This window comes from Secundilactobacillus odoratitofui DSM 19909 = JCM 15043 (assembly GCF_001434895.1).
Lineage (GTDB): Bacteria > Bacillota > Bacilli > Lactobacillales > Lactobacillaceae > Secundilactobacillus > Secundilactobacillus odoratitofui.
Window position 1 is genome coordinate 93173 of sequence record NZ_AZEE01000027.1, and the last position, 21645, is coordinate 114817.

19 protein-coding genes are annotated in these 21645 nt (G+C 42.9%); 5 read left to right on the forward strand and 14 right to left on the reverse strand.

The window, feature by feature from the left end; genetic code table 11:
• Positions 1–14 precede the first annotated feature (14 nt).
• From FD04_RS02950 to FD04_RS02960, 3 genes are read right to left on the reverse strand one after another with little or no spacing between them, the layout of a single operon-like run.
• Positions 15–788, reverse strand: coding sequence for a hypothetical protein (locus FD04_RS02950; RefSeq protein ID WP_054699518.1), 774 nt, complete (start codon positions 786–788; stop codon positions 15–17).
• Positions 775–1491 (reverse strand): ATP-binding cassette domain-containing protein, encoded by a 717-nt coding sequence (locus FD04_RS02955; RefSeq protein ID WP_056946855.1) that lies wholly within the window; start codon positions 1489–1491, stop codon positions 775–777. The genes FD04_RS02950 and FD04_RS02955 overlap by 14 nt, the downstream gene beginning before the upstream one ends.
• Positions 1478–1858: a GntR family transcriptional regulator gene (locus FD04_RS02960; RefSeq protein WP_054699516.1), complete on the reverse strand. Its 381-nt coding sequence runs from the start codon at positions 1856–1858 to the stop codon at positions 1478–1480. Before FD04_RS02960 ends, FD04_RS02955 begins: the two co-directional genes overlap by 14 nt.
• Before the next feature lie 1968 nt (positions 1859–3826).
• Here FD04_RS02960 and FD04_RS02965 point away from each other — a divergent pair.
• Positions 3827–5584 (forward strand): choline/carnitine O-acyltransferase, encoded by a 1758-nt coding sequence (locus FD04_RS02965; RefSeq protein WP_056946859.1) that lies wholly within the window; start codon positions 3827–3829, stop codon positions 5582–5584.
• A 563-nt stretch (positions 5585–6147) separates the two neighbouring features.
• Here FD04_RS02965 and FD04_RS02970 read toward each other — a convergent pair.
• Positions 6148–6807 carry a matrixin family metalloprotease gene (locus tag FD04_RS02970; protein ID WP_054699510.1) on the reverse strand — a complete coding sequence of 220 codons (660 nt, stop codon included), beginning with the start codon at positions 6805–6807 and terminating at the stop codon, positions 6148–6150.
• Positions 6808–7789: 982 nt separating this feature from the next.
• Here FD04_RS02970 and FD04_RS02975 point away from each other — a divergent pair.
• Positions 7790–8731: a nucleoside hydrolase gene (locus FD04_RS02975; RefSeq protein WP_056946862.1), complete on the forward strand. Its 942-nt coding sequence runs from the start codon at positions 7790–7792 to the stop codon at positions 8729–8731.
• 103 nt (positions 8732–8834) lie between these two features.
• Here FD04_RS02975 and FD04_RS02980 read toward each other — a convergent pair whose 3' ends face one another.
• Together FD04_RS02980 and FD04_RS02985 are read right to left on the reverse strand one after the other, a co-directional pair.
• Positions 8835–9500: an EAL domain-containing protein gene (locus FD04_RS02980; protein WP_056946865.1), complete on the reverse strand. Its 666-nt coding sequence runs from the start codon at positions 9498–9500 to the stop codon at positions 8835–8837.
• Between the two features lie 351 nt (positions 9501–9851).
• The gene (locus FD04_RS02985; protein WP_056946867.1) at positions 9852–10979 is read right to left on the reverse strand and encodes a GGDEF domain-containing protein; all 1128 of its coding nucleotides are present in this window, start codon (positions 10977–10979) and stop codon (positions 9852–9854) included.
• Positions 10980–11097: 118 nt separating this feature from the next.
• On the opposite strand from FD04_RS02985, the gene FD04_RS02990 reads away from it, so the two are divergent.
• On the forward strand, positions 11098–12732 hold the full coding sequence (locus FD04_RS02990) for a peptide ABC transporter substrate-binding protein (RefSeq protein ID WP_056946870.1): 1635 nt from the start codon (positions 11098–11100) through the stop codon (positions 12730–12732).
• 444 nt (positions 12733–13176) lie between these two features.
• Here FD04_RS02990 and FD04_RS02995 read toward each other — a convergent pair whose 3' ends face one another.
• On the reverse strand, positions 13177–13542 hold the full coding sequence (locus FD04_RS02995; protein WP_056946873.1) for a hypothetical protein: 366 nt from the start codon (positions 13540–13542) through the stop codon (positions 13177–13179).
• A gap of 124 nt (positions 13543–13666) precedes the next feature.
• Here FD04_RS02995 and yaaA point away from each other — a divergent pair, with 124 nt between their 5' ends.
• Positions 13667–14422: a peroxide stress protein YaaA gene (gene yaaA, locus FD04_RS03000; RefSeq protein WP_054699497.1), complete on the forward strand. Its 756-nt coding sequence runs from the start codon at positions 13667–13669 to the stop codon at positions 14420–14422.
• A gap of 1 nt (position 14423) precedes the next feature.
• Here yaaA and FD04_RS03005 read toward each other — a convergent pair whose 3' ends face one another.
• The 5 genes from FD04_RS03005 to FD04_RS03025 form a co-directional block, all read right to left on the reverse strand.
• Positions 14424–15011 (reverse strand): TetR/AcrR family transcriptional regulator C-terminal domain-containing protein, encoded by a 588-nt coding sequence (locus FD04_RS03005; RefSeq protein WP_235805633.1) that lies wholly within the window; start codon positions 15009–15011, stop codon positions 14424–14426.
• A 167-nt stretch (positions 15012–15178) separates the two neighbouring features.
• A complete protein-coding gene (locus tag FD04_RS12970) occupies positions 15179–15364 on the reverse strand; it encodes a WCX domain-containing protein (RefSeq protein WP_476707409.1) in 186 nt (61 codons plus the stop codon).
• A 144-nt stretch (positions 15365–15508) separates the two neighbouring features.
• The gene (locus FD04_RS12975) at positions 15509–16192 is read right to left on the reverse strand and encodes a helix-turn-helix transcriptional regulator (protein ID WP_056946882.1); all 684 of its coding nucleotides are present in this window, start codon (positions 16190–16192) and stop codon (positions 15509–15511) included.
• Positions 16193–16478: 286 nt separating this feature from the next.
• Positions 16479–17315 carry a hypothetical protein gene (locus tag FD04_RS03020; RefSeq protein ID WP_056946886.1) on the reverse strand — a complete coding sequence of 279 codons (837 nt, stop codon included), beginning with the start codon at positions 17313–17315 and terminating at the stop codon, positions 16479–16481.
• A gap of 250 nt (positions 17316–17565) precedes the next feature.
• A complete protein-coding gene (locus FD04_RS03025; RefSeq protein ID WP_056946889.1) occupies positions 17566–18078 on the reverse strand; it encodes a hypothetical protein in 513 nt (170 codons plus the stop codon).
• A gap of 233 nt (positions 18079–18311) precedes the next feature.
• On the opposite strand from FD04_RS03025, the gene FD04_RS03030 reads away from it, so the two are divergent.
• Entirely contained in the window at positions 18312–19667 is a 1356-nt protein-coding gene (locus FD04_RS03030) for a threonine/serine exporter family protein (RefSeq protein WP_056946891.1), read from the forward strand.
• Between the two features lie 79 nt (positions 19668–19746).
• Here FD04_RS03030 and FD04_RS03035 read toward each other — a convergent pair whose 3' ends face one another.
• Both FD04_RS03035 and FD04_RS03040 read right to left on the reverse strand, forming a co-directional pair.
• Positions 19747–20877 (reverse strand): AI-2E family transporter, encoded by a 1131-nt coding sequence (locus FD04_RS03035; protein ID WP_056946892.1) that lies wholly within the window; start codon positions 20875–20877, stop codon positions 19747–19749.
• Positions 20878–20942: 65 nt separating this feature from the next.
• Entirely contained in the window at positions 20943–21527 is a 585-nt protein-coding gene (locus FD04_RS03040; RefSeq protein ID WP_056946894.1) for a TetR/AcrR family transcriptional regulator, read from the reverse strand.
• Positions 21528–21645: the final 118 nt, after the last annotated feature.

A 21645-nucleotide genomic window follows, 5' to 3' on the forward strand; every position in this document is an offset into this window, starting at 1 on the left:
CTACGTTTCTCATTTTAATGACTTGTTTCAACCCACCTCTTAAGCATCAAAACGTTCAGCAATGATTCGATGACGATGACAACCGCGATCCAAATCAGGTTGATCAGCACTGGACCAGCTCCCGTAGATGTTGTATGCAAAGCGCTCATGGTCCCAGTTGGCGCACGGAAGACCAGTTGAGCGATGTACAAAATAACAAAGGTCACGAAAATGTACAAAATCACCTGAACAGCTTTTTGTCGACTAGCTGGCAGAAACAGTGAAATACTGGTGGTGACCAAGTGAATCAATGAGATGGTTGTCCACATCATCACGAGCACCAAAAACATTAAACACAGGATGCTCAAAACAATCACCCAGATGGGATAGTTACCAGGATGGGCGACCCACATTTCAGATAGTGTTTTAGAAAACGCATGCCAGCTCAACAAACCACCCACGACGTGTAACAACACTTGCAATAAAACACCATAAAGAAAGGCAACCATCGAAGCAGTTAAATTAGCGAGATACAACTTCGTATCATTCAACGGCATCAGTCGAATCGAATCACTGACGAAAGCCCGCTCTGTGAATCGAGCCATTTCAACAAAGAGGACCAGATAAACGACAAATGACCAACCACCGATAATGCCGAATAGATCCCCATTTGCCAAATCAAAGTTACCCGAAATCATGGTCCAAGCAGTGGTCACCACAATGGCAATCAGTCCCGTTAGTGCAACTTGATGTACTCGTCTGATTCGGCCGCTTAACAATGCACCGAAAACTGAACTAAATTTCGTCATGTGTAACACCCTCCTCATATAATCCTTCATAGTAAGCTTCAATACCTAGGCCAAATTCTTCCCGAATTTCATCGGCATCCTTATGTGCGACAACGGTCTGATCCTTAATGATCACAACCTCATCAAGGATAGTCGCAATCTCAGACACATAGTGATCACTGATAATCATAATCGCCTCAGCCGGTTTCCACTTTAAAATGCTATTAATGATTTTTTTACGACTCATACTGTCAATACCGCTAAAGGGTTCATCCAACAGATAGACACTGGTTTGACGCGCCAAGGTCAGAGAAATGACAAGTTTCTCGCGTGTTCCTTTTGACAATGCAGCCAATTTTAGGGACTCATCTAACTGTAGAAAATCAGCTAGTTGTTGATACTTAGCCTGATCAAAATCTGGATAGACTTTTTCATAGAAGGCCACCACTTTGCTGATTGGTGTATTAGGCGCAAAACCACCTAACGGATTGCTATAACTCACCAAGGCCTTCTTTGTATCAGCTTCAGTATCATCTTTGATGGCAATTGTGCCACTAGCGTTTTTAGCCGTGCCAGCAATTAATCTCATCAAAGTCGTTTTACCAGCACCATTTTCACCCAATAAGCCGATAATTTTATCGCCTTCAAGCGAAAGCGAGACATCTTTTAAAATCGTTTTTAAATTTCGTCGATAATTCAGTTTTTCAATTTCAATGGTTGTCATCTGAATTCCCCCGTCTCTCAATGTACGTCACTAACGCATTGATGATATCTTGATCATCGATATTTAACCGATGCAGCTGTTCATACAAATTCGATAAGTGCTCTGTAATCAACTGTGTCTTAATTGTTTCAATCACTTGCGTATCCTCCGTCACAAAATTGCCCTTACCACGTTTTGAGACAATCGCACCCTCGGCAATCATTTCACTCAGCGCACGTTGCACGGTATTCACATTGACTGTAAGCGAAACTGCCAATTGGCGAACTGCCGGTAGTTTTTCACCGGGCTGCCGTTCACCAGCGATGATCTGGTCGTAAATAACTGTTTTGATTTGGTAGTAGATGGGGACTTTATCGTTAAATTCCAAAGCTACGCCTCCTAACGTGTACTAGCTTACTATTACACTATATCACTAGTACACGAATTGGCAAGTTATTTCGTCATTTTGGCCCCAAAATCATTGTAATAAAAATGTAATAAAACTTTTTTTTACTGAATTATCGGACCAATTTTTTGAATCGGTTAACAATTTTTATTCGCATCTCTGTTTCGAATAAACCGCGCCATACCGGTAATCATTAAGTGACTTTTTAATTGAGACCCTTAATTATGATTTCTATACTATTTCAATAACCCAAAACCAATAAATTTCAATTTGTTATGGCATCTTCACAATTTCTTCACATTTATAGCCTATATTGTACCCATAGCCTAATATTTATATTAAGGTATAAATATTAAGTAAGCTTTTTCATTTTACTCCTCCAAAGTAAAATTAATATTTCCGTGAACCCCATCACGAAAATGCCTACTCCTATATTAGATCACCCTCCCCCGGGTGATCTTTTTTTGTAGAGCGATATAAAAGGCCCTTAGATTCCAGAAGACAAGAAGAACCCATCAGAACACAAAAGCCTGATCTTAGGATTTTATGTTCTGATGGGTTCTTCTTGTCTGGCCGGAATCTGCCTTTTATATCGCGTTTCGTCTATACCCAAAATTAAAGATTGTCACAATCAAACCAAATAAACACAACAAAAAAACACTCACAACTCGTCTCCCCAGACGGACAATGACTGTTTTTTTCAACTATTTGGGTCTAATTCATTAATTCCTCCAAGAATTAATAACGCTGACTCCATAATGACAACGCCAAAGGGCGCTCCAACTATGAGAACCGAATGACAAGTTTGCATCCCCATGCAAACCTTAGTTACACTGCAAGTGGCCTCCAACCACATTAGGACGGTATCGCTTATGGGTGTCCAATTCCCGTTGATCACGACGCATCGTGATATTTCTAAAAGTTAGCGACTCCACTCGCTGAGACAATTAGATTCAAGCGATATCTGCAACAATCATAGTAGGCTTTTTCATTTTATCGCATCCCTACCAGTCCATGAATCCCCCGGAACTGATAGCAATTTCTGTTAAGAATAAAAAAGACCCGGTCATTCGACAGGTCGTTAAACCTCCGAGAACGGGTCGTGTCCCAATAAAGGAACTGAGCATTTAGATTAAATTGCTTTTTTATATTCTTAATATATATGTACTTTATCACATAATCATGGCATTGACAAGTATAATACGGAGATTTTTTTGATTTTCGTTCATTTTTGTATCCGTTGCCATTCCACATATGTCTAATAAAGCAGCCACCTCCGCATCGTGTGACTGCCGAAATCAATTCTGTTCATGATGCTGTGTCTCTTGTACCGCAGTGACATGATTAGGTGTTCGTCATGCCAAACGTTAGCACCCATCGTTTACCCATTTGATTCAAATTAAAATAAATCACATGCGGATAACGTCTGACCATCACGCGTTGGGGTACACCCTCTTCTTCACTTTAGCGCCTCCTCCACCAGGGGTCGGTAGCGGACTATTCAAAACTCAGGTATCGACAAACTGCTGATTCCCATCACTTACCTTCTCCCACCTCCATCAGCTAGTAAAATTTAATCAGATCCATCCCCCGACCTGATCATTATCACGGGATTGTCTAGCTTAGGAACAATATAACGAATAAGGTTATCATAGTCAAGTATTTACGCCCGATTTCCTTATAATTTAAATCAGTTCCATTCAGTACTGGTAAACACTGGTAACGTTGATTTTATCGTCGTATCTCACAGAATTAAGATAAGAACAAATCATATATTTACGTTATTTCGAAATATATAGATTATATATCACATGATAAATAAATATAATTATCACGCGAAAATTTGAGCTTATTTTCAACCTTAACGGCCCCAATATGCGATAATGCCCCCAAAGATACTTAACGGCAAAAGTGCACTGCAGTTTGATAGAAAAGAAATGGGGGATTCATATGACCGCGAAATATACAACTGACTTAATCAGTAAGCTATCAAAGCGACCGTTACCAACCTTAGAAGCGACACTAGCACGTCTCACTGAATCTGCTCAACCTTTGTTAGGTGATGCGGAACAAGCAAAATTAGCCGACCTCATCGCGGCCTTTCAACAAAGTGACGGTCCAGTACTTCAATCGGCATTACATCGGTTACAAGTCGAAACAAACGCCAATTGGACGACACCACTTCAGTCAGAGCGGTATTTGACTAACCAATCCGCTCTTCAAGTCGCCACGAACTTTGCCTTCACAATTTCACCATCCCATTTACCTGATCGACCACCGATTGAACTAGCGGCCAAACTACTGCAAAACATCGCCGATCAATACCTCGCTTTTGCAAACGAAACGGCCCCGGTCGAAGTTGACGATGACGGTCGGCCACTTGATATGAGTGGTTACATTCCCTTGTTTCGCTCACAACGACTCCCCCACACACATCGAGATCATTTTCACCAAACCCGTTTGGCACTGAAAAATATTGAAGCTACCGTTATTTACCGCCAAACGGTGTACCAAATTTTGCTGATTGACCACGCTGGTCGAGTTGCGACCCTTCATTCATTAACTGAGGCACTTCGCTTAATATTCGCTCAATCAGACCCAGACGACCGCTTCATCGGCCAATATACTGGTTTGCCACGTCAGCTAGCGGCCAAAACCTGGCATCGTCTAAATAAAAACGATCAAAATCACCAAAATTTCGAACGTGTCGCAAATAGTCTACTTGTCATGACTTTTGCCGATTTAGAAGCATCCGCAGGTTTACGCCAGACTTTGCTTGGACCCAATGAACACTTTTTCGATAAAACTATGCAGGTGGTGATCGATTACGAAAAGGGCATTGGTTTTAGCTTCGAACACAGTCACATTGATAGTCAACCGGCGGGCCACATCGTTGATGCCGTTATTGCGGACCTCAAAAAGCCTGAAGATCAGTGGGACAGCAAAGGGAAGCCTCATTTTGAACGCTTAGCTTGGGAGCTTGATTCAAAGTCACTTATCGCACTCCAACAAGCTCAGATCAAAACCACGGTTTTTTCCGCTAAGTTACAGTTTGCTGCCGCAACACTTACCCAGTTTGGTCGCACAGCGTTAGAAGCACTTCACGTTTCACCAGACGCTTTTTTCCAACTCGTACTGACATTGGCACAATACCGATTGACGGGTGGCTGGCACCGGCTTAACGAACCCGTTTCGATGCGCCACTTTTATCAAGGTCGCCCTGAAAGCCTCAACACATTATCAACTTCGGCCAAACAGTTTGTCACCGACTTTGCCAGTGGCCAACGTGATGCCGCAATTCGCCAATCCTTTAATCAGGCAATCACGCAACACACTGCTGCTATTCAGGAAGTCCAAGAAGGTAATGGCACGGATCAGCACCTCCTTGGACTCCAAACGATGATGAACACTCACGGTGGCAAAGCAGCCTTTCCAGACGCAGCAGAGCTGTTTGATTCCGATGTTTACCAGCAGCTCACCACCAACTTCTTTGCCACGGCTAGCGTCGCCTGCGACATTATCGATAACTTCTCATTTGCACCACTGGATCCATCGGGATATGGGATTTACTACGGCATTTTACCGGAAAAAGTCCTGCTCACTGTGTCTGCCTGGCAAACGAATCCTTTTTCAGCTCAGGAAGTGGCCGACGTAATCGTGTCCAGCGCTGAAGAGATCTATGACTGGTTAGTCGCCTTTGATGAATAGTCATTTCATCGTGGGACAAGCTCGTCTAGGTACCAAGATGTCAAGAAAACCACCACAGTTTCTGGAATTTAGGGACTGTGGTAGTTTTAGGTTGGCGCCAGATTTTTATTCTTAAAATTTGTCAATTAAATTATGTATCATGCGTAATTGGCGTAAAATTTTCGTACACGTATGCGTTAGAATGTTGTTTTAATTCGCCGGGTGTCTACAACAACATAAGTAGTCGGAAGTTACCAGAAATCGGGGGCTTGCCGTGAAATGACTGGTGGGGCTTTCCCACCAGTCAGGGTCAAATTAAAGACCCGCACGACCTTTGGTGGGGCTTGAATTTGAGGCCCGAGACCGACCTTTGGCTCGGACCGACCCCACGGCAACACCGCCCCCGATTTCTGGTAACTGGAGACGGCAGTCTCTGAACTAATTTGAAAAATGGTAGTCTACGAATTACTGATAATCACCTAAAATTTGTCAACAGGCCATCCACATACCCGATATTGCGTAAAAAGGCAAAAAAATATCCGCCCCCCCGGACGGATATTTATTTCTAGTTATTCATCTGTCGATTAACGGTAACTTTGTTTTAAGCCATTCACATCAGGCTTAGAAACTGATTGTGACCGTGTTGCGTAATACATAACACTTGCTTTACCAACGTTATGTTGTAACCCAAGTGCGTGACCTAATTCATGTTCAGCAACGTGAGCACGTTCAGCCTTTGAATACTTGTAACGGCTAGCAACATTTCGATAAACATATGACTTCGCACTTGCCATCACTTTCAATGAATGAATCGTTGAATTGTTATAGTAAGACGAGTAGGTGATGCCGACGGTACCGTTTGTACTGCTCTTAGCATTAGCCGTTGATAGCGTAATGTCTGCTTTGCCCTTAGTTGGCACTAAATCAATGACGCCTGACTTATTCCAACGTGATACGGCGGTTTTCCAAACGGACTTATAATAACTTGAACCACTTGAAATCTTGTAAGTGATCGTGCTTGATTTCCACCGCTTAGAAGCAGGTGTTAAGCTAGCTGAGCCGGTTGCATTGATATCACTTGCTGATGACACGGTATTGGCTAAAATACTGGTCTGAATCTGGGCCCCGCTACCATCTGACTCTGTTACGATCTTGGCACTTGCTTGATTACTTGATACAAAACTCAAACCTGCTGCAACTGCGACAATAGCAACTAAACGACCTAAAACATTTTTCTTATTCACTGATGAGTCTCCTTTAAATAAACCAGGTTGTCTCGACTATCAGCTTTTTCGTAATGTCTCCAAATAAACTTATATACACAGAACAAAAGAGAAGTGCGTATCCCACAAATACATGTGTTGCAAACGATTGCTCAAAAAAAGAGCAAGTTGTCCCCGTGAGTTAATTATTGACCCCCCAATAAGTAACACAACACCGAAACTATAACACCGGATTCCAAGCTTTACCATTACAGAAATGTTACAAAAATGAGAAGGGGCTTGCTTGTGAATTAACCATTTTAACCAATTTTAACCAAAGTTTACCGGTTTAATAAGCTTACAAATAGTAACAACGTTATAACGATTTCAAAATTTATCTCATAAACCGTTTAATTCACAAGTAAATTATTTTCAAAAAAAGATACTTTCCCTAGAAATTGGTCTAGACAAAGTATCTTTTTTAGTTTAACTAGAAATAAATATCCGTTACCTTTTTACGAATTCATTTGCCACGATGGAGACAATCACCATGACTTCCAGAATCGTACCGGTGCAACCTCACTTTGAATAAAAGCCAAAGTTGCTAATTAAATCGTGCTTAATCGTTACAGTTAATTTGGGGGGTAGTATTAACTCAACTGGGACTCGATTGCTCGAATCAAAAGGTAAACTTTTAAAGCTAAATTTAAAATAATCTTGTAAAAAGCTCATGAGAGCATAATAACCCGGCCAGGTCTCTCTCTTGTCCGGGTCGTGTCACTAGAAAGCTTCTCTAGTGCTGAGCAATTTTATTTAATTAATCTAAATCAACTTTAATTCAAGACTCATTATACATACGATCTATGGTTTGTGCAAGCCTTTTTTTAACTTTTGTAGAAAGTTTTTTGCATCGCGTTGATATCACACGTGCTGCCTTCATCTATGCCAACTTAGTAGCAGAAAATCATGCATCTCTCGCTACTTTGGCATATGATTAGGATATCTTATATTGGAGGTTTTTGCAATGCGAAACGTGTACTTCAACCACGACGGTAATGTCGACGATTTAGTTTCCCTACTATTGTTGTTACAAATGCCAGACGTTAACCTATTGGGCGTTGGTGTTACTGATGCCGATGGTTACGTTGGTCCAGCATCTTCGGCTTCTCGTAAGATTATTGACTTATTCGGGCACGAGGATCGTAAACCTGTTGATGTTGCCAAATCAAATTCTCGTGCGGTTCACCAATTTCCAAAAGAATGGCGCCTAAGTGCTTTTTCGTTTGACGATTTTCCCATTTTAAACGAACACGGTCCCGCAAAAACGCCCCTTGCTGACAAACCTGGCCACCTTGATATGATCGAAAAAATCCAAAACGCCGATGCCCCCGTCACGTTAGTTATGACTGGGCCCTTAACTGATTTGGCCCGTGCACTCACAATCGAGCCAAGTATTGCTGATAAAATTGATCGCCTATTTTGGATGGGCGGTGCCATGAACGAACAGGGTAACGTAGCAGAACCTGAACAAGATGGCACCATGGAATGGAACGCCTACTGGGATCCTGAAGCCGTCAAAACCGTCTGGGATTCAAGTCTCGCCATTACCGTCGTTAGTTTGGATAGCACGGACCAAGTGCCGCTAACACCTGAACTACGTGCGCGTTGGGCAACCCAACGACGTTATCCCGCTCTGGATCTCATCGGTCAAGGCTACTCGTTAGTCCACTCCTTTGAAGCTAATTCTACCTATTATTTATGGGATGTCTTAACAACACTAGTTAGCCGTTATCCTGAATTAGTGGATAGTAAGCCCATCAAGAGTGACGTGATAGCTTCAGGACCAGCTGCCGGCCGAACTTTCATTACCGAACAGGGTCGTGATGTCACCTTCGTCACCAGCGTCCACGCTGACGCTTTTTACGATAAAATTGATGAGTTAGCTCAATCCGCAACTGAAAAATAATGGTTAGAGGTGATCTGAAAATTTTAGATCAACCTTCCCCGGACACAATAAAAATGGTTCAAGTTAAGTGTAATTTGCATAACTTGAACCATTTTTTTATTTATTAGAGAAAACTAGCCTGCAATTCGTCTGGCAAGACCGGCTTGGAATAAAAGAAGCCTTGGCAACGACTGACACCGATTGAGGCAACCATTTCCAAATCACTTCTAGTTTCGATGCCCTCCAGCGTAAACCGTAATTTTTCACGTTGTGCCAGGGTCATCCAATTGATAATTGTCGGTCTTAATTCACGCAAAGTCGCCCCTTGGCGACGTAAATTTTGAATCGCAAATTTCAGCGTATCAACGAAAGGTAGTAAATCAACCGTTTCATCATAGGTATTATCCGACCCAACATCATCAATCGCAATCAAGATGCCAGCCTCATGATAAGCTGGTGCCATCCGTTGAATCACCGCCAACGTAGGTGCTTTAACCAATTCAACCGTTAACGTAACCGTGCCGTTTTGACTATTCACGAAGTCAATAAACTTGGCTTGAGTGCTTGCATCGGCAAACTGAGCCGTCGTCAAATTAATCGTTACGTTTTTGAGTTTGAGGTGCGGTAAAACCTGCTTCATTAGCCTCAGTTGGGTATCGGCATCGATATCAAAGTGATCTGGCAAGCGCCAGTTCCGTTCAGTCGCATCCCACGTGCGAAGGAGTAATTCGTAGCTGATAGCGCGCTGCTGCTCAATATTAAAAATCGGTTGAACAAAATAAGTGTACATCGTCTAGTCTCCATTATTGTCATAACATCAAAAAACGGTGGAAGTCGCCGTGACATCCCCCGTTTTAACGTTAATATTCTAAATTTAATTGCCAAAACCGTGCTCATACCCCATGAATTACCGTTTTGGTTTTATAGCGACTAATACTTGTAACGCTTTTTCCCACTCTATTCCTACAATTATTTTAACACTCTTGATTAAATATGCTAGAAATTCTTATCAAAACTTTTGAATCAAATTCAAGACGACATATCCTGTCTCATCGGCCTTTGTAGCCTTTAAAAAGTCATTTAAAAAGTAATCGCGTTATAACCTTTTCACGGTTACCGTCCTATTTTTCATAAGTGGTATCTAATGTTTGACTTGACCTTCAACCGTTAGTTGGTCACGGCCATTTTGCTTGGACTGATACAGATAAGCATCGGCACGCTCATAAACCGTTTCAAAGGTTTCGTCTTCGTCTGAGAGTGCGGTTAGTCCCAGCGACAAGGTAATGTGAACCGTAACCTCTTCATAACTAAAGTAGGCCATTTTAACGTGTTCCTGTAGCGTCTGAACAAACGGTATCACTTCGGCAATATCGGCCATAAAAATGACGTTGAACTCCTCTCCGCCAGTTCTGTAAAACGTCGGCTCTAGTTCAGCCACTTGCTTTAATTCGGTTAACACGAGCTTGCCAATTTCACTTAACACACGATTACCGGTGGCGTGACCATACGTGTCATTCACGTTTTTAAAGTAATCTATATCAAACATCAAGAGACTCATTGGTTGTTTTTTCTGCCGTGCTAACGCAAATTTTGTCACGCTATCACTACGAAAGGCAAAAAAACTACCAGCCTGAGTTAACGTATCAAGATTAACCTGTTGTTCCAAACGATGATGTTCAAGTTCCGTCACCCGTTCAGTTGACCAGTAAAAAGCAGTAAACATGTTCATCAACAAAAACATCACGATGCTCATAGTGACGCTCAACGTCGTTAATTGGGTTTGGCTTAACCAAAAATCCAAGCCAATCCATAAGACCAGTTCCATCCGTAATAACCAGTTACCATTGATCACATACCGATACAAATATATCAACACTAATATAATGATTAGGAATGCAACTGAAACGTAAAAATTAGCACTATTTAAATTGTTATTTGCTGCCCAAAAGGCCATTGCAATAACACTGCGCGCTATGTATTCCGGCAACCGGACTTTTTGATCCAGTAACGGAATGAACAGGATGTAGAGCGCCCAATTCGTATAGGCCGATTCATTAATTGGATTTAAATACTGCGCCAACTGGCAAAACGCAACCATTGCAAGCGTAAAAATCGTCGCAATCAGCCGGTCATAGCGGACCAAAATTAACCAGCGTTCTCGGTGTGTCTGAGTGGCTGCTGTTAAGCCTTGGTTATAAAACACAACGAATCCAGAAATGAAAAACGCTGCGATAATCGTTTGGATGACCCAATTGCCCCAGTCAAACATGACATACCTCCTAAAAGGATCTGATTTCATTATTGGACTATCGGCAATTGCGTGTCAAGGGTTAGAATAGAGTCATCAGAAATTAACTTACTAACTGCACTTTGAGAAGGACAAACTTATGAAGCAATCGACGACCATTCAACTTATTATTACGACTGGCATTCTACTATTAATTGGGACGACTTATGGCGTTAACCACGTTCCAAACCAAACTAAAACAATTTCAAAACAAACTCTGAACATTGGTACCAACACGCCGATCGAAACGATGGATAGCAACTTGTATACCTCCCATGAGGCATACGAAGCCCTCCATGCTACAATGATTGGCCTGTATTCACACAATGCTAAAAACCAGGTAATTCCAGCTATCAGTGATAACCATCCGCAAAAAAGCCATACCGGTTTAACCTACGTCTTTACCCTCCGCAAATTCAAATGGAGTAACGGTGACACAGTCCGTGCCCAAGACTTTGTTTACGCTTGGCGTCGTCAGGTTGATCCTAAAACCAATTCTCGAAACGCCTCAAGGTTGGATTTTATTAAAAACGCTGCAGCGGTCAGAACTGGTAGCAAGCCCGTGACCCAATTGGGGATTAAAGCACTGGACAGCCAACACTTGCAGATCAAGTTAAGTGCCCCAACGCCTTATTTAACTCAATTGCTGTCAGATGCCACCACCCTGCCAATCAATCAGCGCTTTGCTGAAAAATTAGGGACACAATATGGCGATTCTGCCACCCACGTTCTTTCTGATGGGCCTTATGCAATCAGTGGTTGGTCTGGTTCTAAAGACAAGAATTGGGCGTTCATCAAAAATAACCAGTACCGATTTAACGATCGCGTCAAAGTCGACCGAGTTGCCTTTCAGGTAATTCATTCTGCTCAAAAAACGACCCACTTATTTAACACTGGTAAATTAGATTTTGCCCCCTTAACCGCCAATACCATTCCCAATTATACTGATACGCATAACATCAAAATTCAATCTTCAGTCACGTCAGCCTACCTCTTCTTCAATACGATGTCGGGCGCTACCACTGATGTACACCTCAGGCGAGCACTCTCCATGGCTTACGATAAACGACTGTTAACGCAAAGCAAACTGAAAAACGGCGCCAAACCATTAAATGGTTTAATGCCGCAAGGATTAACCACTGGCCCAGATGGCATGGATTACCGAAAATCCACTGGTCAGCTTGAAGCCTACAACCTCACCAAAGCTGCCAAAAATTGGCGATTGGCCAAACGAGACTTAGGCGTCAAGCACCTGACGTTAAACCTCTTAATTGCAAATAATAGTACGGCGCGCATTACCGCTGAATTTCTACGTGGTCAGTTGGAGCATAATTTGCCCGGACTCACCATTACAATTTCTAAAGTATCGCTTGAACATCGCGTTCAGCTTGAAGCGGCTGGCAAATTCCAACTAGTTTTTTCAACTTGGACGCCTGCTGATGATGATCCGTATAACTTCCTCACGTTCTATCAAACCGGTAACCGTCAAAATATCACGGGCTTTTCCAGTACTAAGATTGATACCCTCCTGAAGCAGATTACGCAAAACAGCAATAATGCAACCAAGCGTTGGCAACTGATTCAAAAAACAGAACGGTACCTGATGCAAGCCGAAGTCCCTTCCAGTGGTGTCTTTCAGGACGGACAAGCATATTTACTGAACCAACGCGTCCAACAATTTCCCATCTCAGCCTCTGGGCTCATTAACTATGAGTACGTTCGGCTGAAACCATAACACAAGTGATTGCTAATTCTTTTCAAGTGCAGTTCCTTGGACAATCAAATTGAGTCTCATCGATAACTTGCCTTGCACAGTACCTATTGCAAAATAGGTGCAATGAGCTCAAAAATAAGAGAGTGGGCAAAAACTCGTTTAGGTCCCGGCCATATATGAGAACCGGCCCGTGGATTCCTGGTTTTGGAATCTACGGGCCGGTTCTCATATATGGCCGGGACCTGAGTTTTGGCGCACGACCCAGCGAAGCTTGGAAGCCTATCTGGCGTTTAGACTAGATAACAGTCTTGAGATAAAGTGAAATTTTTTACTCACCTCGAATTAAGAAATTAATTCGATACTTACCAATATGGACTTTTTTCCCAGCCTCTTATGACTTAGTTGCACCTATTTCACAATAGGTTCTATATATTTAATGTGGCTACTATCGCGCAAATCGACGGCCTAAATTTTTTGTTCAACGTCGTCAATACTAATCTTCAGCACCTTACGAACCCACGGAAACTGTGCTTTTTTTGCGTCAAACTCTTCACCACTGTCTAAAAATGAACCATGGCCATGGATATGAAAACCTGCACCTGGCCCCTGAGTACCTTCAACTTCCTTGGTACCCAGCGTCACCGTTACTGTGTTATCAGTTTCAAAGTCGTGCTCGATACTGCGCATTCCAGCAGCAGGTGCTAAGATGTAGTCATCGGTCACTGTTAAGTATGACATCCACGTGTTCACAATACTACTAGGTTGAGCATTAATCGTAACGATGGTGACGACACCTTCGTGTGCTAAAACCGCCTTTAACTTATCATTCATTTTTAAAAGCCTTCTTCCTTAAAGAGTTGTGACATTGACGGTTATATTATAGCAAATTTCCAGCATCTTACTTACAATAAGAATTATTAAATATCATTAAAATATATAAAGGAGTGAGTCCACAATGAAAATCATCATCGCACCCACTAAAAAAATGGTCGTAAACACCGATGACTTCGACGTTTTAAGTCAGCCCCAGTACCTTGATGACGCCCAAGCAATTTTACAGGTGCTTAAACAGCTCACCTACGAACAAGCAAAGGCAATGTGGCACTGTAGCGATAAATTAGCTCGTGAGAACTTTGCTTGGTTGCAAGAAATGTCACTGACACAGCACCAAACACCCGCAATTTTAGGCTACACCGGTATTCAATACCAGTACATGGCGCCCGACCTGTTTACCGCGCCAGCATTAGACTACATTCAGGCAAATTTACGCATTCTAACGGGATTCTATGGCATTCTACGCCCCTTTGATGGTGTAGTGCCTTATCGTTTGGAAATGCAATCGGCCGTTGCCGTTAACCAGACTGCTAACCTCTACCAATTCTGGGGTGATCGGCTCCATGCTGCACTACAGGCGAATGATGGTCTAATATTAAATTTGGCCTCCCAGGAGTATGCCAAGGCAATTACGCCCTATCTTACCGCTGATGAGCACATGGTTGATGTCGTTTTTGCCAGCCTCGTCAATGGCAAGCCAAAAGTAAAAGCCACCTTCGCAAAGATGGCCCGTGGGGAAATGGTACGCTATTTAGCTGAAAATCAAATCAGTGATCTTGCTGACGTGGCCAAATTTGACCACCCTGACTGGCACTTTGATGCGGACCGGTCAACGGCTAACCAGTTAGTCTTCATTGACAATGGTCATCGTCACTAGTTTAAGCAATTTCGGATTGAAGCTGACTAGGCTGTCGTTTGCGTCGCATGAGGTAACCGTTAATACCATCTTCGAGATAGGCCTTCAGAAATTGGTTTTCCTGTTGCAACGAAACTTCATCCGTCCGGTAAAGCCAATCTTTAAGTGCCTGATATAACGTGCCACCCAACGTCTTTTGGAGAAAGGTACAATACTTTGTATCGATACTAACTTTCTCGTAATCACCCAGACTGGTAAAGATTTCGCCCACCATAGTTTGGAGGTGCGTCAAAATGACCTCTTCAGGGGCGTTTTGAACATCCAATTTCAACACATGTTGGTAAAAGACCTGGTTTTGATTGAAGTACGTCAACATCGATGTTAGCGTCTGTGGCCAGAACTGGTAGTTGCCACAGTAACGAACAGCCGCCTTCACTTCGGTCGCATAGATTTCAGCCAACACATCGTATTTGTCGCGAAAATGATCGTAAAACGTCTGCCGGCGCATCCCAGCTTCCGCCATGATGGTCGTGACCGTAATTTTATCAAACGCCTGTGAAACCACCAATCGCTTCGTTGCAGCCATGATTTTCCTTTTTGCTACTGCCACGTTGTCACGCACCCTTCTATCGAGAATTTAGTATGTGCTTATTGTAAAACTGTCGGTGGTATCGGTCAAAACATTAACATCGTACGCTCATTTAATAGTGCAATCATCAATCAAGAATAACGTCTGAAACAACCAACGTGGTTGGCGCCTCAGACGTTATTCTTTTGCTATTCAGCATCGTCTTCATAAAAAGCAAGTGTTGCTTTTAAATTGGCTTTTACCAAATCAACTAAACTTTGCGGGCGAATCACTTTGAGGTTTTTTCCCTGGCTTAACACCCACAACAATGCACCTTGTGCGCCCAGGTCCGCACCTTCAATATCGACGCTACCATCCGGATAAGTGTGTGTCACCCGTGAGTTAGGCAACTTATCCAACGCCGTTTGCGGGTAGGCCCAATAACGAAATTTATAATTGATTTTTTTACCACCCGGCAACAAGTAGGTTTGATTACGTAAAGTGCCAATATCGACCCGTTTTTCAAGTGGGAATATGCCTCATGACGACCGGAGACGGTGAACTTCATCAAACCGATCCAATCGAAAAATCTGACTCTCATCGCGGTCTTCTATGTACATCACCACGTAAAAATAGAACTCCGCAAAATAAATGCCAAGCGGGATGCCGACTTGATCAACGGTTTCAAATTGTCCATTGTGTTTGACACTGTGATGATAGTTGAAGCGAATCATGGTACTGTTATCCACGTATTCGGAAAATTCGCGCAATCGCGATAACACCTCGGCATCATTGTTTACGGGGTTATACTTCGCCCACGTATCCGCAATCAATCGTTTCGCCGTTGATTGTTGCTCTTCTGAGAGTAGTCCCAACAAGTGAGCTTTGATTTGCGCCACTCGGTCCTTACTCAATGAACGCGACCCAATCACAATTTTTAAAAGTGCCAGCACTTCTTCGTACGACCAATCGTCTCCTTTGATCAAACGATAGTCTTTGAACTTAAAATCGTGTTTGAGTTCCAAATTCATCCGATTTTCAGCCAGAATGTTACGAATAATATCCGCATCCCGTTGAACCGTTCGAATGGTGACGTCATACTGGCTCACAGCATCCGCCACTTTGATTTTATCACCCCGTAGCAGTCGAATTAAGAAATCAGTGATCCGAACTTGTCCGGTAACCCCGTGTCTAGATTTTGCCTTGTCACTCTTCTCAACCATGCAAGCACCCCCTAATCCTGTGCGTTGGATCAAATCATCTGCCGTGTTAAAACACCATTGAATCATTTAGTTGTCGCCAAATTTGACTATGTAAGCATTATTTTCAAAAGTACCCAGAGTTGATTTTGATGATATCTATGAAGCAATTAGATTGTGTACTTTCACTTCAAATTTTATCACATTTATACATTTATGCGTAATAAATTATTTGACATATCATGGCTTCTAAAAATGAAAAAAAGCAGCCCACCCACTGAGGGTGCGCTGCTTAATTGATTCCGTTAAATTACTTAACGTGAACTGTTTTAGTTGAAGTCACTGCCTTGTAGTGGCCGTTTGCATAATGACCAACGGTAACCTTAACCGTCTTAGCCTTTGGTGCGTAGATGCTCTTGCTGAAGTTATGCTTGCTGTTCAGCTTAGCGTAACGGTAGCCCTTGTAAGTCTTAATGTGGGCGTAGTTAGCTGACTTGTAGAGTTTAGCACTGCCAGAAACTTTGACGTACTTCTTGGAAGTCTTCTTAGCAGATAGTTTTGAGATATAGCTCTTTGGTGTTGAAGGAATTCCAGTTACTTTTACCCCATTGAATGCACCGTCAAAGCCCTGACTAAATGCCCATTGGTAACCAGGAAAGCCGTCATAATCAGTCCATCCATCCCCATCATTAGCTACAATGCTGTCATATGCATCCTGAACAGTAGATTGACCATTTGACGTAAACTCACCAATAAAATGATTGCTCAGTGCCTGGATTGCTTTCCAATCTTTTGTTGATTCAGTTGTTAAATGTCCATCCGAATCAAGATTTTTGGTTCCGTCATTACATAAAGCTGTCATGATAGAAACAAATGAGTTAGAAGCATTAACATTATACGCGTTCGTTGGATTTTTCTCTAACTTGGTAAAAAATTTAGAATTAAGGATTTGCTGTGCAGCTGGCGTTGCTAGTTTAACTGCACTTTTAGCTGCAGCAACATCATCTTTAAATTCAGCATAAGAAATCTTTGCTGAAGCCTGTGCCGTCGTAGTTGTCAGGGCATTTGGCACCGTCACAAACACGCCCCCTAATAGCGTGGCACTTAACATAACCATTGCAGCCTTTTTCCCAAACTTTTTCGTCATAAACATTTCCTCCCAAAAAATGAAATTATAATTTTGTTATGTCACTAATTTATCACTGCACCATGTCAGATACTGTCGTGTTATCGCAAATTACTTTATTTGTTTAAAATATGTTATTTGCTGATTAGACATTCACCGACTTTTACATCAATCACTTTAAAATACGACTAAACTTTTCGTTAAAAAAGGTGTCGTTCACAAATAATGAGCGGCACCGCATTGAATCTTAAATTCTCCGACAATCAATCACTTAAAGTGATCCAAATTGTTTGTTTGTTTTCTGCCCTTTATATAGCCATAATGAATTGCTCTTAGTAAGTCCTTCAAACAGAGTTGGCTGAACTGACTTACCTTTTTTATTGGTTAAAAGGTAAGTCTTAAAACGCAACTTTTTACCATTAACTTGGAATTTATAGTAATTAGTTGAACTTCCGAGCTTACCCTTCACGTAATAATAGTGCGAACCTTTGGCATGATGGTATGAAGGCTTTTCAACAAAAGTTGGATTGACCGTTGAGCGAACGATTACCGTTATCATCGAGTTTTTTCCATTATAAAATTGTTGAATCGTTTCAGTGGTGCCAAATGCCGTTTTACCAGTATACATTGACTTTGAACGCCACGTCCCCTTAAGTGCAGTTGGAATGCCCTTCGTCCACTTGGTTTTAGCTTGCGCTGTCGTGTTCGTCATCGCGAGTGGTGCAATTAAGGCCATACTCCCAAGAAGTGTAAAAACAGCTCGTTTCAATGAAAATTGTTTCATCCCTATCCCCGTCTTTCTATAAATATTTTATTTTACGTCTATAAGGATAGCATTTAAATATGTCATTAATTGTCGTTTTAACCACGATTTTAGACATTTATGCAAAATTTTCAGATATCCGTCCCGCAAAATCAATAGGCCGGTACTACTTATTTCCATTGTATTCCGATGATGGTTTCACACCATTCAAGTTATTCGCGTATAATAGTACTAAACACTAATTGGAGGGGTTAATGGTGACAGAAACGGGCAACAATACCCAAGAAAACTACATCCCATCAGAGCAGCACCACATGGCAATTCCGTGGAAGGAGTTTACTTCCAGTGAAAATGTTCTGGTCAAACAAGCTCACGTGAAAGCTAGAGCTTCGATTGTCGGGCGCATTGGTATCATGATGTTATCTTGTGGAACTGGGGCTTGGCGCGTACGCGATGCCATGAACACCGTAGCACGGGTGTTGGATCTGACTTGTAGCGCCGACATCGGCCTCACTTCGATTAACTTTACCTGCTTTGACGCCGGTCACAGTTACTCACAGGTATTAGCGTTGCCCAACACTGGCGTGAATACGGATAAGTTGTACACGTTGGAACAATTCGTCAAGCACTTTGAAGCCGATTACGCCGACCTCACCGTTCACCAACTGCATCAGCAACTAGACCAGATTCAACAAAAACCTGGTCATTACACACCGATTATTAAAGGGCTCGCTGCCGCTCTAGCCTGTGCCGCCTTTATTTTTCTACTCGGTGGGGGCTGGATTGAGATGGTCTGTACCTTCTTTGGTGCCGGCGTCGGTAACTGGGTGCGTGGTGAGATGGGAAAACGCCACATCACAACGTTAGCTGGAATTGCCACCAGTGTAGCCCTCGCTGGTATTGTTTACCTGCTGGTTTTTAAGGGAATCAACCTCATTTATCCAATTGCCGGTCATCACGAGGCTGGCTATATCGGTGCAATGCTATTCGTGATTCCAGGCTTTCCGTTTATCACCAGCTTTTTGGATCTATCAAAACTAGACATGCGCTCTGGCCTTGAAAGACTGGCTTACGCCCTGATGATCACCATTGTGGCAACTTTGTGTGGTTGGCTCATTGCCCTTATCGTCAATTTTAAACCAGAAGATTTCACACCACTGGGATTGAGTACCACAGCGCTATTATTACTGCGCTTACCGGCCAGTTTCTTTGGGGTCTACGGCTTCTCTATGATGTTTAACAGTTCTCAGAAAATGGCGACTGCAGCTGGTTTAATCGGCGCGATTGCTAACACCTTACGACTCGAATTGGTCGACTTTAACACGATGCCCGCTCCGGCCGCCGCCTTTTGTGGGGCCCTGTTAGCTGGACTATTGGCATCCGTCATCAATCACTACAACGGCTATCCGCGAATTTCACTAACAGTCCCATCTATCGTCATTATGGTACCGGGGCTTTACATCTACCGGGGCATTTACGACATTGGTTTGAACCAGATTGGCAACGGTGCCCTCTGGTTATCTCGAGCAGCTCTGATGATCATGTTCCTACCCCTTGGTTTGTTTGTTGCCAGATACCTCATGGATCATGATTGGCGGCATTTCGATTAATGATCATTTTACTAAATCGTTCAAAAAGACCTGCACACCGACAGTTAGTCGATGATGCAGGTCTTTTAGTAGCCAAAATTTAGTTTTCTTCAGCGGGCAAAATTCCCTCTTTACGGAAAGTTGCGTTCCGCATTAAACGGTAAAGCGTTGCGGTAACCGGCACCCCTAGGAGCATCCCAACGATACCGCCCAGGCCACCACCAACGGTTACAGCAGCTAAAACTAAGATGCCTGGCAACCCGATCGAGCCGCCCACGACCCGTGGGTAAATCACGTTACCTTCGACTTGTTGCAGAATCATGATGTAGACCACAAACAACACCGCTTTGATTGGTGATGTCACCGCAATGAGCACGAAGCCGACGGTCCCGCCGATCCACGCCCCAACCATTGGAATCAGAGCGGTGATACCAATCAATGCGCCGACTGGCAGCGCATTGGGAAATTGGAACAGTAGCATCCCTAGTGTACATAACGTGCCAAGGATAAAACCTTCCAGCACTTGGCCACCAATGAAGCTTGAAAACATACTGTCCGTCACGTGAACCACATAACGGGTCTTCGCCACGAATTTTGCGGGTAAAAAGTCGTCCATCAACCGGTTGAGCCAGCCACCGATTTTCTCCTTACCACTAATAATGTAGAGCGCAAACACAAACGACAGCACAAAGTTAATCAACCCAGAGAAAATCGAACTGAACACCGAAACGGTGGAAGTGAACACACCTGACGCCCCGGTGGTCAAAAATTTCATTACCTTTGATTGAATTGACGTCCAATCAATTGACGCACTGGATAGTTTCGCTGTAATGGCGTTGTTTTTATCCAACGAATTCAGCCAATGATTGACATCATTGATTGTCCCCGGCATCGCTTTAAAGAACCCATTTAAAGCGTTCACGAATTGTGGAATGACCAGTCGCAAAACGCCGCTAATGATCAGTAAAATAAGTAATATCGATACCAAAATAGCCAGTGGACGTCGCAACCCAACCGCCCACTTAGCCGTTGCATTCGGCCACATGTAACGCTCCAACAACCGACATAAAATGTTAACGCAGTAGGCCATGGCCGCCCCTAAAATCAGTGGATTTAATACCGAAACAAAATTCCCAATCGCGCCAAAAATGGCGTGCGGATAAATTAATAAGGCTAGTACGACAATCGCAAGGATTCCGTACTTCAGCACTTGTGATCTAGTTACTTTCACATCAATTCCCCCAATGAATCAGATTGTTATCACCAGTGTAACCTAAACAACGGCTATCGCCTAGCCTATTCTTGTTTCATACCGCCCCAGATAAGTGAGTAGAAGGTTTCAAAATCATAGTCGTTAGACGCATACCGATTTTTTTGCAGATTTAACGTATGCGTATGAATGACCGAAAACACCATCGACATGAGTAAACTCACTGGCACCGGTTTGATCACGCCGGCATCGATGGCCTCCTGAAGAACGCTAATTACGACATTTTCATGTTCGGGATAGTCTTCAAACGGGTTGGTGTCGTGCTGTCCAAGCAGGAATTTAACTTGCTGAATGAGGGTCAGACTATCTGGATTGGCCAACGCAAAGTCGTAGACCGCTTTAATGTAGCCACGAACCCGCTTGGCAACGGGAATGCTTTGATCCGTGGCCAGTTCTAAATCGCCGGTGGCATCAATCTTATTCAGTTCTCGTCGATAGACGCTCATAATCAAGTCATCCTTATCTTTAAAGTACAGGTAGACATTGGACTGCGAGATACCCACGTGTTTGGCAACCTTCACAGTCGAGACTGCGGCTGCACCCTCTTTTAGGATTATTTCAGCCGTCGCATCTAGGATTCGCGGCTCCTTGGTTTCATCTTTTTTTCTCATTATATTTGTCCTCTTATTCCGTTACACAACGTCCTAGTCAGTGTACCGGGATTTTTTTTGAAATACAAGGTTGACAAAGATAGCTCTATCTTTTATGATGATGAAGATTTAAAAAGAT

Excerpts from the sequence above, each read along its gene's own strand:
- FD04_RS03020 (WP_056946886.1), bottom strand. The coding sequence starts at position 17,315 with ATGACGAAAAAGTTTGGGAAAAAGGCTGCAATGGTTATGTTAAGTGCC.
- FD04_RS02985 (WP_056946867.1), bottom strand. The coding sequence starts at position 10,979 with ATGTTTGACTGGGGCAATTGGGTCATCCAAACGATTATCGCAGCGTTT.
- FD04_RS03025 (WP_056946889.1), bottom strand. The coding sequence starts at position 18,078 with ATGAAACAATTTTCATTGAAACGAGCTGTTTTTACACTTCTTGGGAGT.
- FD04_RS02965 (WP_056946859.1), top strand. The coding sequence starts at position 3,827 with ATGACCGCGAAATATACAACTGACTTAATCAGTAAGCTATCAAAGCGA.
- FD04_RS02995 (WP_056946873.1), bottom strand. The coding sequence starts at position 13,542 with ATGAATGATAAGTTAAAGGCGGTTTTAGCACACGAAGGTGTCGTCACC.
- FD04_RS02975 (WP_056946862.1), top strand. The coding sequence starts at position 7,790 with ATGCGAAACGTGTACTTCAACCACGACGGTAATGTCGACGATTTAGTT.
- FD04_RS03040 (WP_056946894.1), bottom strand. The coding sequence starts at position 21,527 with ATGAGAAAAAAAGATGAAACCAAGGAGCCGCGAATCCTAGATGCGACG.
- yaaA (WP_054699497.1), top strand. The coding sequence starts at position 13,667 with ATGAAAATCATCATCGCACCCACTAAAAAAATGGTCGTAAACACCGAT.
- FD04_RS03030 (WP_056946891.1), top strand. The coding sequence starts at position 18,312 with ATGGTGACAGAAACGGGCAACAATACCCAAGAAAACTACATCCCATCA.
- FD04_RS12975 (WP_056946882.1), bottom strand. The coding sequence starts at position 16,192 with ATGGTTGAGAAGAGTGACAAGGCAAAATCTAGACACGGGGTTACCGGA.
- FD04_RS02990 (WP_056946870.1), top strand. The coding sequence starts at position 11,098 with ATGAAGCAATCGACGACCATTCAACTTATTATTACGACTGGCATTCTA.
- FD04_RS02950 (WP_054699518.1), bottom strand. The coding sequence starts at position 788 with ATGACGAAATTTAGTTCAGTTTTCGGTGCATTGTTAAGCGGCCGAATC.
- FD04_RS02955 (WP_056946855.1), bottom strand. The coding sequence starts at position 1,491 with ATGACAACCATTGAAATTGAAAAACTGAATTATCGACGAAATTTAAAA.
- FD04_RS02980 (WP_056946865.1), bottom strand. The coding sequence starts at position 9,500 with ATGTACACTTATTTTGTTCAACCGATTTTTAATATTGAGCAGCAGCGC.